Raw genomic sequence first — 13,191 nt, 5'->3', positions numbered from 1 at the left:
CTGTCGAGCGATCCTTCAACCGCTTCAAGCACTGGCGAGGAATCGCCACCCGATACGACAAGTACGCCCTGAGCTACCTCGGAGGGGTAACCCTAGCCGCGATCATCATCAACCACCGCGTCCGCAATTGACAGACACCACCTAGACCGTCGGCACGGTGCCCCCATCGACCACCAGGTCGGCACCCACGACGGAGGACGCGGCGTCCGACACCAGGAACCCGACCGCCTCGGCGACCTCGGCGGGCTGGGCGGGACGGCCCAGTGGGATACCACCGAGTGCGGCCATCAGCCTGTCCAGTGCGGCGTCACGGCCCCCATCCAGGGACGCGGCCATCCGGTCGATCAGCGCCTCGGCGGCGCTGGTCTGAATGAATCCCGGCGAGACGGTGTTGACCCGCACCCCCTTGGGGGCCAACTCCCGGGACAGCCCCTTGCTGTAGGCGCGCAGACCGGCCTTGGCCGCGGCATACCCGAGGGTGGCGTCGTGGAGGGGCAGACGGCTCTGGATCGAGACGACGTGCACGACCGCGCCGCCGCCGGCGTCGATCATGTGCGGCACCAGCGCGCGATCGAGGCGCACCGCCGCCAACAGGTTGAGGTCGAGCTCATCGGCCCAGTTCTCGTCGCTGAGCGCTGCGAACCCACCTGATGGAGAGCGGGATCCGCCTGCCACATGGACCAGGATGTGGGCCCCGCCGTTGTCGGCGACGCGGGAGGACACCGCCGCTACGCCCGCCGCGGAGGTCAGATCCGCTTCGATGAAGTCATCTGCCACGGCATCGTCATCGGCGGGACGACGCCGTGCCACGGCGGTCACGTGGGCGCCCGCCGCCTGCAGTCGAGCCACGACCGCGGCCCCGGTGCCCTTGGTGCCACCGGCAACCACCGCGCGCCGCCCCTGCAGCCCGCTCATGCGTCGGCCCGAAAGACCGGCCAGCACAGGGTGGTCGTCCATTGTGTGGAATCGTCGGTGTCCCAGGAGAAGCGCTCGTAGTATTCGCGCAATGGGCCCTCAACGCTGATTGCGTGGTGGATGGCGTACTCGCCCAGGGCGCTGTACGCGAGGTCGACATCGTCGTGCGGGCCGTCGTGACGCAGAACCGCCATTTCGGCTGCGGGGATGATCGCCGGCCGCACTCGGCCGATCGACCGGACCTCGCCGTGCACCGGGATGAACACCGTCGCGGTCCCCCTGTCCCGGGCGAAGATGTCGAATCCGAACAGCGCCCCCGGCGCCCCCGTCCGGTCGAGAGAGTCGTCGGTGTGCACCATTGCCCTGAGCTCACCGACGGCGCCCTGCCACCAGGGCAGCAGATCGTCGCGGTGAACGATCGCCGAAATGGCGGCCGCCGGTGTCGCGGCGACGCTGCGGTGTTCGATGTGGGGGCCGGCCGGCGGACGCTCCAGGATGGCCCGCAGCGACTCGACGGCGCTTCGTGTCGCGGCGAGCCGGCTCTCCAATCTCTGCAGATGTCCGCTGATGAGCGCATTGCGTTCGACCGGTGTCGAAGACAGCACCGCACGCACATCCGCGATCGGCATCTCCAGTTCCCGCAGCCGGCGCACCACCTGAGCCGTCGGCAGCTGCTCGGGTAGGTAGTACCGATAGCCGGTGGCCGGATCGACCCGGTCGGGGGCAAGCAGTCCGACCTCGTGGTAATGCCGCAGTGTCTTGACCGACAGCTGCGTCATTCGGGAGAAGTCCCCGATCGACAATGGGTTGGTCACCGACTCAGTGTGAGGTCTCCCCTTGGGAGAGAGTCAAGGCTGCCTGCCGGGTTGACTCTCCAGCCACCGGCGAGCCCACGCTGCGAGCATGACTACTGCACCATCTCCGGTCCTGCAGCGCTACGTCGACGCCGTCAACGACTTCGACGTCGACGCGGTCCTGGACGCCTTCGCCCCCGACGCTCTGGTCAACGACAACCATCGGGAGTTCGCCGGCCTCGGCGCCATCCGCGAGTGGGTCTCGAACGAGATCGTGGGTGACCACGTCACCATGGAGGTCACCGAGATCGTCGAGCGGCCGGGGGTCACCGTGCTGCGGGCGCGGTACGACGGCGACTTCGACAAGACCGGGCTCCCCGACGAACTCGTCCTCACCAACTACGTCGTCGTCCGCGATGACCGGATCGCCGGGCTGTTCATCATCTTCAACAACCGCTGATCCGTGATCCGGCCTCGGGAGCCGGGAATGGCGTACCCGATGACGGCTCGATCATCGGGACGCCGTCGGTCCCTCCAGGGCGGCGCGATGCGGCTGGGTGTCCGCCCGGCCGTCACCCGCCGCGGACCGGAACCACAACGGGCCCCGGTCCGGGCCGGGCTTCAACGGGACCAGAGTTCAGCGGAATCACTGTTCAGCCGAATCACTGTTCAGCACTAGCAATGGTTGTGGCAGGCCTTGGGTGGCGACGGAGGCAGGTCCAGCGCGGGGTTGCCGTCGAAGAAACCGACCGGCTTGAGGTGGAAGCCGATGTAGGCGCACGGCATCACCGGCCAGTCCTCGGGACGCACCACGTGATGGGCGCCGACGGTGTACCACAGCACCACGTCGCTGTCCTCCAGCGGCGCGTCGTCCTCGATGAAGGTGGGCAGCCCCTGCATCTCGGCGGACTGGTACATGTAGTCACCGGCGGCGAACTTCTCCGCCGGGTCGTACTGGGTCACCCACAGGTTGTGCTGCACGAAGCGGGCACGGTCGTAGATGTAGGAGCCCTCCTGCACCATCACCGGGACCACCTCGCGGGGTACGAGCTTGTAGGCCACCGGGGCGCCCAGTTCGTTCTTCTTCGAGGGGTTGGCGATCTTCCAGTACCGGCCCGTCTCCCAGTTCCAGTCCCGCGCACCCTCGGCCTCGGAGGCCACCAACGTGTCCCTGGTGATCCAGGCGTTGTGGTGCGGGTTGAGCTCCGGATCCGGCTCGGCGATCGAATCCACCTCGTAGACACTGTTGCCCGGGCCGTCGATGCTCATGTCCAGCCGGAAGTTGAAGAAGTGCTGGTGGTTGGGCCCGTAGATGCCGGGGGCGACGAGCTTGCCCCACCGGGGTTCCTCGCCCTGCGGAATGGATCCCGTGGTCAGCACACCGGAGAGCTTGACCTCCACCTCGATCGTGGCGTCGTTGTAGAAGTACCAGAAAAACCCGTACTCGTAGTTGCCCACGGTGCAGATCATCGAGACGACCAGCCGCCGCGACCGGCGCACCTCGACCTCTTCGGTACGGAAATCGGTGTGTTTCCAGGAGATCCCGTAGTCCTCCTCGTGCATACAGATCGCATTCGGGATCGTGACCGCGTTACCCTGCGAGTCGTTGACGGTACCGTCGAAGTAGTAGATCTCGCCCAGACAGTCACAACCCAGGGTCAGTGGGTTGGCCGAGAACCCCATCCCGACCTCGCCCATGTCGAAGACGTTCTTGTTCCAGTGCGTCGGTGAGGTGTCGCCGTAGGGCACCACCATCTCCGAGAGCGAACCCCGGTACATGATGGGCCGGGTCTCGCCGCGGTCGGTGTAGGTGACCTCGTGCAGCGTGATGCCCTCGCGCGGATTGAATCCGATCCGCATCGACCACTTCTGCCAGGTGACGTGCCACCCGTCGACGGTGAAGCTCGGACCGTCGGGCTGGGTGATCTCGATCGTCTTGACGTCGTCGCGGAACTGCTCGAAGGCCGGACGGTTGTTCGGGTCGAACATGAACTGCTCGGAGTAGTTTCCCGCGGTCGGCGGCAACGGAACCACCCCGTGGTCCTCGACGTCGATGACCTCCATCTTGTCCAGGTTGAACCACACGATCAGGCCCTCGACGGGGCGGGCATAGCCGTGCTCCGAGGGGGCCGCCCGCATGAAGGTCAGCGGCCGGCAGATCAGCGGCGAGTTGTCGTAGGCGTCACCGGGACCGTAGTAGCCCGCCGGCCACGGGTCGATCATGGCCAGGCTGAAGTCGGTGACGCCGCGTTTGCGCATCGCCTCCTGCCAGCGGGTGTCCTCACGGACCTTCTCCTCGACACCGGTCATGTGCTCGACGAGGTAGGAGGGGAACTTGCCCGGGATCGCGGACCACGAGTCGATCGTGCCCGCCAGCACGTCCACCACCGCCTCGTAGACCGTCTTCACCGCGGTGTCGTACATCGTGACGAACGCCTGCCGGGGCACCGGCACCGTCGGGTCATACGTCAGCTGCGGGGTCTTGTCCGGCTCCTTGAGCTGAATCATCACGAATCGCAGTGTCTCGGTGCCGTATTCGGAGTCCGAGATGATCCGTGCCGCCGATTCGATCTCGGCACCGGTGAGGGGATCCAGTGGATAGCGGACCTGGTCACCCGTTCCCGGTGTGCTCAGTACCGTGCTGTCCATGGTCATTTGGTTGTTTCCTCCGCTTGTTCTTTGGTGAGGTCGAAGACCGCCAGGTGCGCCAGCGAGTCCTCCTTGTTGGCCTTGTGTGCCGACCGGCGTCCGAAGATGTAGACGATCAGGCCGAGGGCGACCATGCCCAGACCGATGCCGCCCACCCAGGTCATCCAGGTCGCGCTCGGCACGTCGATCCACGGCGTGACGAACGAGTAGTAGATGCCGCCGATCGTGCCCACCGTGCCGACGATCACCGCGATCCACACACCGACCATGCCGCCGGGGATCCGCCAGAACGTCTCGTTCTCATAGCGATCGGCGTACTTCTTGCGCGCGACGATCACCGGGAACAGGAAGAAGAATCCCGAGATCAGCCACACCGTGGACAGGCCACCCTGCAGGTAGACGGTGACGTTGGCCATGCTGCTCTGCGAGTACAACCCGACCAGGATCAACGAGGAGAGCACGCCCTGGATCAGGATGGCGGTCACCGGGTTGCGGGTACGTGGATTCAGATGGGTGAACAGCCTGGGCAGATGCCGCTCCAACCCGGAGACGAAGATCAGCCGGGAGTAGGCGACCTGGTAGGTCATCAGAGCGACGACGACGATGACCGCCAGGGTGACCGCGGCGATCTCCATCAGTCCGGGGAAACCGGACTGGTCGAGGTTGCCGATGACACCGGTGACCGGATCGATCTCGTCGCCGGGCAGCACCATCATGGTCCCCAGCGTGGTCAACAGGTAGATGCCGACCAGCGCAATGGATCCCCAGAGGATCATCTTCGGGCCGCTCTTACGCACCGACAGGAACTCCGCGCCCATGTTGTAGGGCGTCTCGACACCGAGCAGGTACAGCAGCACGGTGCCGTACAGGAACCCAGCTGCGGCGAAGTTGGGAACCACCGAATCGTGCAGGCTGAACGGTGTTCCCGACCCGTGCTTGCCCGCATAGATCAGACCGCAGACGAAGATGGTCACCGCGAGCACCAGGTAGACCACGAACACGATGTTCATCACCCGCTGGTTTGCGGCCAGTTTGGCCAGCGACAGCGAGATCACGCCCCACAGGATCACCAGCTGAAGAATGATGCTGACCGTCAGCCCGAGCTCGGCATGGAACGCCAACAGCAGGAACTGCAGCACGATCGCGGGCGACGCTGCGGCATTGAGGATCACCGGCACCCAGGACAGGTAACCGCCGATGAAGCCCCACGTCTCCCCCATGGTTCTGGTGGCCCAGATGTACACACCGCCTTGGCCGGGCCACAGATTGCCGAGCTCGACGACGGCCATGCCGGCCGGAATGAGGAAGGTGAGGATGCCCAGCACCCACATCGGGATCGCCGTCCAGCCACCGGCAGCCATCACCGACGAGCCGGTGATCCAGCAGATGATGAACACGTAGGCCGCAGTCAGGCCGAACGTGCTCATGACCTTCGGCAGAATCTGCTCGGGGACGAGCTCGGTCGTCATCAGCTTGTCGCGGTCAGCGGAGCTGACCGTTCGACCGGAGCCCGACGGCGGAGCTGCCTCCATCTCTTGTGTCATGCTTGGTCTCCCAGGTTTCTTGATACCTTTGGGTCAGTTGACGATTTGTCCGTCTTTCATACGGACGACACGGCTCGCTTCGTCGGCCACCGTGGGATCGTGGGTGCTGGCGACCACGGTGACGCCCAGCGTCGAACACAGGTCGCGCAACATGCGCACCACCGTCTCCCCCGTTCGGTGGTCGAGATTGGCTGTGGGCTCGTCGGCGAGCACCAGCGTCGGGTTGCTGATCAGCGACCGCGCGATCGCGGTGCGCTGCTGCTCGCCGCCGGACATCTTCGTCGGTTGGTGGTCGACGCGATGGCTCAGCCCGACCAGCTCGAGCAGTTCGGTTGCGCGTTTGCGCAGCGCCTTGCGGTCGTAGGGTTCGAACATCAGCGGCAGCTCGACGTTCTCCACGGCCGACAGGAACGGGATCAGGTTGTAGCTCTGGAAAATGAACCCGATCGTGTCGTGGCGCAGCGCGGCGAATTGGCTCTCGGTCAGCGTGGCGGTGTCCTTTCCGCCAATGGTGACCGTCCCCTTGGTGGGCCGGTCCAGCCCGCCGATGATGTTCAGCAGCGTCGACTTGCCGCTGCCGCTGGGGCCCATCAGGCAGACGAATTCGCCCGGCATCACTTTCAGTTCGGCGGCGACGAGCGCCTTGACGACCTCGTCGCCGAGTTTGTGCAGCTTCCAGCAGTCACTGATCTCGATGACGGGCTTGCCGGCGGCCTCGGTGTCGACGACGGCGCCGCTTTCCTCGATGGCGGTCATAGGTGTTTAGCCTCCTGCTGACAGGGATCGAATCGGTGGGTGTGAGGCCGCGTTCCAGGTCGGCACGACGCTGGTCGCCGCGGCCGCGATGATGCTGACGCCGATCGCGATGCCCGCGCCGGCGAGCAGACCGACGTAGGAGACCCCCGCGGCGGCCAGACCCGTCACCTGCAGGATCACACCGGTGAGACCGGCCAGGGCGGCACCGAGCAGTGCGCCGAGCACCGCCGCCACCAGCGGCTCGACGAGCAGCGCGGCAATGACGGGCTTCCGCGGAATCCCGTTGGCGCCCAGCACACCGAGTTCCCGGGTCCGGTGAGCGATGGTGCGGGTGGTGGCCACGGCGACCTCGACGACGCCCACCAGCAGGACCGTGACGGCGATCAGCACCACGGCGCGGTTGATCTCATCGGCGTGCCCCAGCGCGGCCGACTGGGCCCGGATCCCCGCCGACATCCCGAAGACCAGGACGACCAGGAAGGCTCCGGTCGCGGTCGTGACGATGGGTAGCACCATCTCGCGGATCCGTCTGCGCGCCGACATCCAGCCGTAGGCCAGTCCGTAACCGAGCATCAGCGCGCCTCCAGAAGGTCGACCGGACGGTGTTGGAGAAGCCGGTGCACCGGGATCAGGGCACCGACGATCGACATCGCCGGCACGAACATCGCCACCATGCCGGCGGCCTGCAGCCAGGCGGTCACCGTAGCGATCTGCGGAATCGTCAGCGCCACTGCCACACCGGCGCCCAGCACGCCCAGGACGTAGGCGGCGAGAAACACCAACGCGGACTCCACCAGGAAGAAGTAGAGGACCTCGTCGGCCAGCCCGATGCTCGACATGATGCCGAACTCCCGCTTCCGTTCGGAGACCGCTGCCAGGAACGACGACACCGCGATGACGAACCCCAGCACCAGCCCGATGGTCGAGATCAGCCCCAGCGTCGAGCTGGTGATCTTTCCGGAGAACAGGGCGGAGTACTTCTGCTCGAAGGTCAGCGGACCGGATCCGCCCACAGTGTCGTAGACCAGGCCGCCGCCGGCCCGATCGGGTTTGACCGAGGGATCCGCCGTGGACGGCAGCCCGACGGCGGAGCCGAAGGTCTGGCCCAGATCGCGACGCTTCTCCGCTCCCGCCGGCGCGAACACAGTCCACCAACCGTCGTCACCGACGAGCACGTGGGCCAGGTCGGTCGACACGGTCATCGACGTCCCCGACCCGGAGACCTCGGCCGTCAACGGCAGGCCGCCGACGTTGAGCACGTCGCCCGCGCCGACGCCGAGTCGCTCGGCCAGCTGTGAACCCAAAACCGCTTGGCCCGAGGGTATTTCGTCGGTGCCCCGCACAGATACCGGTTGGCCGGCCACGTCGGTCACCCCGGACAGGACGCGGGATGCGCGCCACCCGGGCGGAATCGTGATCGCCGGTGCTGCGCCGCCGGCCACCAGTGCCTGTACATCCTGGTTGAACTGCACTCCCTCCGCGGGCACCACCCACAACTGCGCTTCACCGACGACGTCGGTCACCGACTCCGCACCGGTGATGGCGAAACTCGCCGAAATGGTGCGGACCACAGTGACACACGCGATGGCGAGCGCGATTCCGAGCACCGACAGGACGAACCGCTCCGGCCGACGCCTGACGTTTGCCAGCGCGAAGCGCACCAGGCAGCCGAAGGTGTTGCCGGAGGACATGGCGATCGCCGGTGATCGTGAGGATGCTGCGGTAGACGCTGAGATCTCCACGTTGAAGATAGTCAGACCATCGCGTTTCGCGAAGAGGCCGCGGCGGGTGTCGATCGCGTTAACTAGCGACCGCCGCGGTTACGTCAGCGTGAAGGAGCGGCAACGGAATTCGTTGCCGCTTCGCCGCCGTGACCGTCGACTGGGTCCTGGATCCGACGGAACGGGCGCGCCGCCTCGAGTTCGTAGGCGAGTTCCAGCAGGGTGGCCTCGCCTCCCGCCGCGGCGGTGAACATCATGCCGATGGGCAGCCCGGCTGCGGATTCCGCGAGCGGCAGCGATATCGCCGGATCACCCGTCACATTGTGCAAGGGCGTGAACGCGACCCAGTCTATGAGTTTGCTGATGATCTGCTGGTAGTCCGCTGTGGGGTCGAGATGTCCGATCGGCGGAGTGGTGTCGGCGAGGGTGGGCGTGAGCACTACGTCGAAGCGCCGGAGAAGCCGGTTGGTGTGCCGCCGGGTGGCCGCGAGCCGGGCGATCGTCACCGGTAACCGGTGCAGGTTGCCCGCGGCGTGCCGGTCCAGCCCGAGAGTCAGGTTGTCCAGCCGGGTCCGGTCGAACGTCGGACCGAAGCGGCGAGTTCCGCTGCGCACCAACGCCATTGCCAACAGTGACCAGTAGAGCACGAAGTCGTCGACGAACGACGCGGGCACCGGGATCTCGTCGAGCTGCTCGACGTGATGCCCCAGGCTCTCCAGCAGCGAAGCGGTCCGCAGCGTCTGCTCGCGGACCTCGACCCCGCTTTCACGCAGCAGGGAACGGGTCACCACGGCCACCCGCAGCCGCCGGCCACCGGCGCCGGTGATGTCCCCCACCTTCGGCAGCCTCGGGTTGTGCCAGACATGTTCGGCCTCACGAAGGAAGGCCGCGGTGTCCCGCACGGAGCGGGTCACGACCCCGTTGGCAACGATCCGGATGGGCATCCCGCGGTGATCCTTGTCCAGCGGTACCCGACCGCGGGTCGGCTTCAGGCCCACCAGGCCGTTGCAGGAGGCAGGGATCCGGATCGAGCCGCCGCCGTCGTTAGCGTGGGCGATGGGGACGGCGCCGGCCGCCACGAAGGCCGCGGATCCCGACGAGGACGCCCCGGCCGTGTGGGCGGCGTTCCACGGGTTGCGGACCGGCCCCAGTCGCGGGTGCTCGGCCGACGCGCTGAACCCGAACTCCGAGAGCTGGGTCTTTCCGAGCGGGTTGACGCCGGTGGCCAGGAACGTGCGCGCGAAGTCTCCGTCGAACGACATGGTGCGCGGACGCCAGGCGTCGGAGCCCTCGGCGGTCGGCATTCCCGCCACCGCGACGTTGTCCTTGACGAACGTCGGCACCCCGTCGAAGAAACCCCCGTAGGGGGCCGACGACTGCGCCCTGGCCCGCTCATAGGACTCGTGGGCCAGCCCGTTGAGTTCCGGGTTGAGCCTCTCGGTGCGCGCGATGGCGGCCTCGACGGCCTCCCGGCGCGACATGGCGCCGGAACGAATGGCCTCGGCGACGCCGACGGCATCGAGATCACCGAGCGCGTCGTCGTCGAACGCGTGTATCCGTGCCATATCCCGGGACGCTACCAGACACATGTTCAATAGCAGTCGGGATCTCGACACGACAAAGCGGCAGCCCGAGAACCCTGAGGTTCTCGGGCTGCCGTTCGGTGGCCTTGCCCGTCGAGTGAGACGGTCGAGCTAGACTGCGCAGCCCTTCGAGATGCCGATCGTCAGCGTGCCGTAGCTGCCGATCCTTGCGGTGGCACCGGCGACGCAGGAGGTGTAGTCGATGTCCTCGACCCAGCCGAAGGCATTCTTGAGCCCGAAGATGGACGGCACGAAGTTCAAGATCTTCACCTGGAGGATCGGCGTCAGCGCCGGCGTCACCTCGGCGGTGGGACCCCACCACAACAGCTTGTTCTGCAGGAGGGTGTATCCGCCGGGCAGGAGGCTGCTGCTCGAAGAGCTGGTTTCCTCGACGAGGCAATCCTCGGAAGCCGCGGCGGCGGTCGCAGAACCGCAGTCCGCCGCGACAGTGTCGCCGGCACCGACCCCCAGGCCGGTGGCGAACGTCTCGGCCTGAGCGACCGGCACGGACGCAAGGGCCGCGGCCCCGGCCAGCGCCCCGGCGGCGGCACCCGCCTTGATCTTGGTGGCGATGGTGGACATGATCCCCCCTGCTTCCAGAATGTCAGTAATCAGATTGTTATTTACGCTGGGAAAATCGTCTCAGGCGCAATAGGCCCTGTCAACCGAAAGCACACTCCGTTCACGGCAATTTTTCTTTTCTTCCGGACATCCTCTTATGGACCCACCCGCAGCGGCCGGGCAATGAGCCGGTGCGTAGCGCGCCACCGTCGGCAATGTGTCGCAGTACAAAGTCCGCACAGGGCCCGAAATGGGCTCCCACTCAGTTGGACAGTCGTCGGATCCCGCGGGTAACACCTGGTAGAGGCGCCAGAGAGGGGCCGCACGGCATTCGTCGTGATCGTACCGATATCGCGAAATCCTGATGTGATCTACGCACAGCACCATGCTCGGAAATCCCCACTATCGACGGATTTCAGCAAAGCAGTCGTTACGGTGGCGAAAAACCGTTCCCCGGCCGCCCGGAAACCGCATGCCGTCTCGTTCACACCCGCGCCGGCCCGAACGTGCGCAGCCCGTACCGGACCCCGGGAAAGGAGAAACCCCGCGTCTCCGGGATCGCCGGGGTGGCGCGGGGTTTCTCGGTGAGCGGTTGGTGCGCCGCTCAAACTCGTGGCGCGGTGGCGGTCAGGCCTGCCCCACCTCGAACCGGGCGAAGCGCGTGACGGTGACCCCCGCCTCGTCCAGCAGCGCCTTGACGGTCTTCTTGCTGTCGGACACCGACGGCTGCTCGAGCAGCACGACGTCCTTGAAGAAGCCGTTGACCCGGCCCTCGATGATCTTCGGCAGGGCCTGCTCGGGCTTGCCCTCCGCCTTGGCGGTCTCCTCGGCGATGCGCCGTTCGTTGGCCACCACGTCCTCGGGGACGTCCTCACGGGTGAGGTACTTGGCCTTCAGCGCGGCGATCTGCAGCGCGACGGCGTGCGCGGCGTCCTTGCCGCCGCCCGTGAACTCCACCAGCACGCCCACCGCCGGCGGCAGGTCGGCCGCCCGCTTGTGCAGGTAGGGCTCGACGGCACCGTCGAAGTAGGTGACCCGCCGCAGCTCGAGCTTCTCGCCGATCTTGGCCGACAGGTCGGCGACGGCCTGTTCGACGGTCTTGTCGCCGATCTTGGCGGCCTTCAGTGATTCCAGATCCGCCGCCTTGGCGTCCAGGGCCGCGTCGACGATCTGGTCGGCCAGGGCCTGGAACTCGGCGTTCTTGGCCACGAAGTCGGTCTCGGAGTTCAGCTCGATGAGCGCCCCGCCCTTGGCGGCCACCAGGCCCTCGGCGGTGGCGCGTTCCGCGCGCTTGCCGACGTCCTTGGCGCCCTTGATGCGCAGCACCTCGACAGCCTTGTCGAAGTCGCCGTCCGACTCGGCCAGCGCGTTCTTGCAGTCGAGCATGCCGGCGCCGGTCAGTTCCCGCAGTCGCTTGACGTCGGCAGCGGTGTAGTTAGCCATGAAACCCTTCCCTTGGAGAAGTTAGGAAACGTCGGTGGTGGATTCGGTGGCGGCCTCACCCGTGCCCGCGGTCGCCGTGGCGGTGGCCAGCAGCTCCTGCTCCCACTCGGCCAGGGGCTCGCCGGTGGCCTCGGGCTTGCCGTCGCCGCTGCCGACACCCGCGCGGGCCTGCAGACCCTCGGCCACCGCGGAGGCGACCACCTTGGTCAGCAGGGCGGCCGAGCGAATCGCGTCGTCGTTGCCCGGGATCGGGTAGTCCACCAGGTCCGGATCGCAGTTGGTGTCCAGGATCGCGATCACGGGGATGTTCAGCTTGCGGGCCTCACCGACGGCGATGTGCTCCTTGTTGGTGTCGACGACCCAGATCGCCGAAGGCACCTTCTGCATGTCCCGGATACCGCCGAGGCTGCGCTCGAGCTTGTTCTTCTCGCGGGTCAGCATCAGGATTTCCTTCTTGGTGCGACCCTCGAAGCCACCGGTCTGCTCCATGGCCTCCAGCTCCTTGAGGCGCTGCAGGCGCTTGTGCACGGTGGAGAAGTTGGTGAGCATGCCGCCCAGCCAGCGCTGGTTCACATACGGCATCCCGACGCGGGTCGCCTCGTCGGCGATGGATTCCTGCGCCTGCTTCTTGGTGCCGACGAACAGGATCGTGCCGCCGTGGGCCACGGTCTCCTTGACGAACTCGTAGGCCTTGTCGATATAGGTCAGCGTCTGCTGCAGATCGATGATGTAGATACCGTTGCGGTCGGTGAAGATGAACCGCTTCATCTTGGGGTTCCAGCGACGGGTCTGGTGCCCGAAGTGGGTGCCGCTGTCGAGCAGCTGTTTCATGGTTACGACAGCCATTGTGAGCCCATGTCCTTTTATTGTCGGTTGTCGTCCGGCATCGGGGTGAGGCCGGACCCTGGCGCCTGCTGCGAACCGGACCCGGCCCTAGGGGTCGGGACCGCCGGCACGCAGGTGGGAACCTCGGCTCGGCCGAGGAATCGTCGTGCAGACGCGCGAAGTCAGCCCGCAAAGCGAGCTGCGTAGGCAAGTTTACACCGTTGGAACACCTGCTTTGACCACCTCTTTGACCAGCCCTGCGGCCAGCCCCATGGCCGTCCCTGCGGCCATCCCCCATGGCCGTCCCTGTGGCCCCGGCCCTTATACACATCTGACGCTGCCGACCACACCCCTTGTGTAGATCCAGTGCGGCGCATGATCATCTATCAATAATACATCA

General features: G+C 66.4%; 12 protein-coding genes. 1 reads left to right on the top strand and 11 read right to left on the bottom strand.

Annotation, left to right across the window (positions count from 1 at the left end):
• Positions 1-141: 141 nt before the first annotated feature.
• Both CSR00_RS27535 and CSR00_RS27530 read right to left on the bottom strand, forming a co-directional pair.
• Positions 142-957: an SDR family oxidoreductase gene (locus CSR00_RS27535; protein WP_099025568.1), complete on the bottom strand. Its 816-nt coding sequence runs from the start codon at positions 955-957 to the stop codon at positions 142-144.
• A complete protein-coding gene (locus CSR00_RS27530) occupies positions 912-1,730 on the bottom strand; it encodes a MerR family transcriptional regulator (protein WP_099025567.1) in 819 nt (272 codons plus the stop codon). The genes CSR00_RS27535 and CSR00_RS27530 overlap by 46 nt, the downstream gene beginning before the upstream one ends.
• An 88-nt stretch (positions 1,731-1,818) precedes the next feature.
• On the opposite strand from CSR00_RS27530, the gene CSR00_RS27525 reads away from it, so the two are divergent.
• A complete protein-coding gene (locus CSR00_RS27525) occupies positions 1,819-2,169 on the top strand; it encodes a nuclear transport factor 2 family protein (protein WP_099025566.1) in 351 nt (116 codons plus the stop codon).
• A gap of 215 nt (positions 2,170-2,384) precedes the next feature.
• On the opposite strand, the gene CSR00_RS27520 is transcribed toward CSR00_RS27525, so the two are convergent.
• The 9 genes from CSR00_RS27520 to rpsB all read right to left on the bottom strand — a co-directional run bounded on the left by CSR00_RS27520 (position 2,385) and on the right by rpsB (position 12,812).
• Positions 2,385-4,364, bottom strand: a complete 1,980-nt coding sequence (locus CSR00_RS27520) for a primary-amine oxidase (RefSeq protein ID WP_099025565.1) — start codon at positions 4,362-4,364, stop codon at positions 2,385-2,387.
• Complete coding sequence (locus CSR00_RS27515; RefSeq protein ID WP_176562295.1) at positions 4,361-5,902, bottom strand: APC family permease; 1,542 nt, start codon at positions 5,900-5,902, stop codon at positions 4,361-4,363. The genes CSR00_RS27520 and CSR00_RS27515 overlap by 4 nt, the downstream gene beginning before the upstream one ends.
• A gap of 33 nt (positions 5,903-5,935) precedes the next feature.
• Positions 5,936-6,658, bottom strand: coding sequence for an ABC transporter ATP-binding protein (locus CSR00_RS27510; RefSeq protein WP_099025563.1), 723 nt, complete (start codon positions 6,656-6,658; stop codon positions 5,936-5,938).
• 6 nt (positions 6,659-6,664) lie between these two features.
• Complete coding sequence (locus tag CSR00_RS27505; RefSeq protein ID WP_099025562.1) at positions 6,665-7,231, bottom strand: FtsX-like permease family protein; 567 nt, start codon at positions 7,229-7,231, stop codon at positions 6,665-6,667.
• Positions 7,231-8,349: an ABC transporter permease gene (locus tag CSR00_RS27500; protein WP_099025561.1), complete on the bottom strand. Its 1,119-nt coding sequence runs from the start codon at positions 8,347-8,349 to the stop codon at positions 7,231-7,233. Before CSR00_RS27500 ends, CSR00_RS27505 begins: the two co-directional genes overlap by 1 nt.
• Positions 8,350-8,483: 134 nt before the next feature.
• On the bottom strand, positions 8,484-9,944 hold the full coding sequence (locus tag CSR00_RS27495) for an amidase (protein ID WP_099025560.1): 1,461 nt from the start codon (positions 9,942-9,944) through the stop codon (positions 8,484-8,486).
• A 129-nt stretch (positions 9,945-10,073) separates the two neighbouring features.
• Positions 10,074-10,544 (bottom strand): hypothetical protein, encoded by a 471-nt coding sequence (locus CSR00_RS27490; protein ID WP_099025559.1) that lies wholly within the window; start codon positions 10,542-10,544, stop codon positions 10,074-10,076.
• A 606-nt stretch (positions 10,545-11,150) separates the two neighbouring features.
• Positions 11,151-11,966 carry a translation elongation factor Ts gene (gene tsf / locus CSR00_RS27485; RefSeq protein WP_099025558.1) on the bottom strand — a complete coding sequence of 272 codons (816 nt, stop codon included), beginning with the start codon at positions 11,964-11,966 and terminating at the stop codon, positions 11,151-11,153.
• 21 nt (positions 11,967-11,987) lie between these two features.
• Positions 11,988-12,812, bottom strand: coding sequence for a 30S ribosomal protein S2 (rpsB, locus tag CSR00_RS27480; RefSeq protein ID WP_099025557.1), 825 nt, complete (start codon positions 12,810-12,812; stop codon positions 11,988-11,990).
• Positions 12,813-13,191: the final 379 nt, after the last annotated feature.

It is taken from the genome of Mycolicibacterium palauense, assembly GCF_002592005.1.
Lineage (GTDB): Bacteria > Actinomycetota > Actinomycetes > Mycobacteriales > Mycobacteriaceae > Mycobacterium > Mycobacterium palauense.
This window is presented reverse-complemented; position numbering and strand designations above follow the sequence as displayed.

Bases quoted from the DNA above. Each gene is read 5' to 3' on its own strand.
- CSR00_RS27535 (WP_099025568.1), bottom strand. From the start codon at position 957: ATGGACGACCACCCTGTGCTGGCCGGTCTTTCGGGCCGACGCATGAGC.
- CSR00_RS27525 (WP_099025566.1), top strand. From the start codon at position 1,819: ATGACTACTGCACCATCTCCGGTCCTGCAGCGCTACGTCGACGCCGTC.
- CSR00_RS27520 (WP_099025565.1), bottom strand. From the start codon at position 4,364: ATGACCATGGACAGCACGGTACTGAGCACACCGGGAACGGGTGACCAG.
- CSR00_RS27515 (WP_176562295.1), bottom strand. From the start codon at position 5,902: ATGACACAAGAGATGGAGGCAGCTCCGCCGTCGGGCTCCGGTCGAACG.
- CSR00_RS27510 (WP_099025563.1), bottom strand. From the start codon at position 6,658: ATGACCGCCATCGAGGAAAGCGGCGCCGTCGTCGACACCGAGGCCGCC.
- CSR00_RS27505 (WP_099025562.1), bottom strand. From the start codon at position 7,231: ATGCTCGGTTACGGACTGGCCTACGGCTGGATGTCGGCGCGCAGACGG.
- CSR00_RS27500 (WP_099025561.1), bottom strand. From the start codon at position 8,349: ATGTCCTCCGGCAACACCTTCGGCTGCCTGGTGCGCTTCGCGCTGGCA.
- CSR00_RS27495 (WP_099025560.1), bottom strand. From the start codon at position 9,944: ATGGCACGGATACACGCGTTCGACGACGACGCGCTCGGTGATCTCGAT.
- CSR00_RS27490 (WP_099025559.1), bottom strand. From the start codon at position 10,544: ATGTCCACCATCGCCACCAAGATCAAGGCGGGTGCCGCCGCCGGGGCG.
- tsf (WP_099025558.1), bottom strand. From the start codon at position 11,966: ATGGCTAACTACACCGCTGCCGACGTCAAGCGACTGCGGGAACTGACC.
- rpsB (WP_099025557.1), bottom strand. From the start codon at position 12,812: ATGGCTGTCGTAACCATGAAACAGCTGCTCGACAGCGGCACCCACTTC.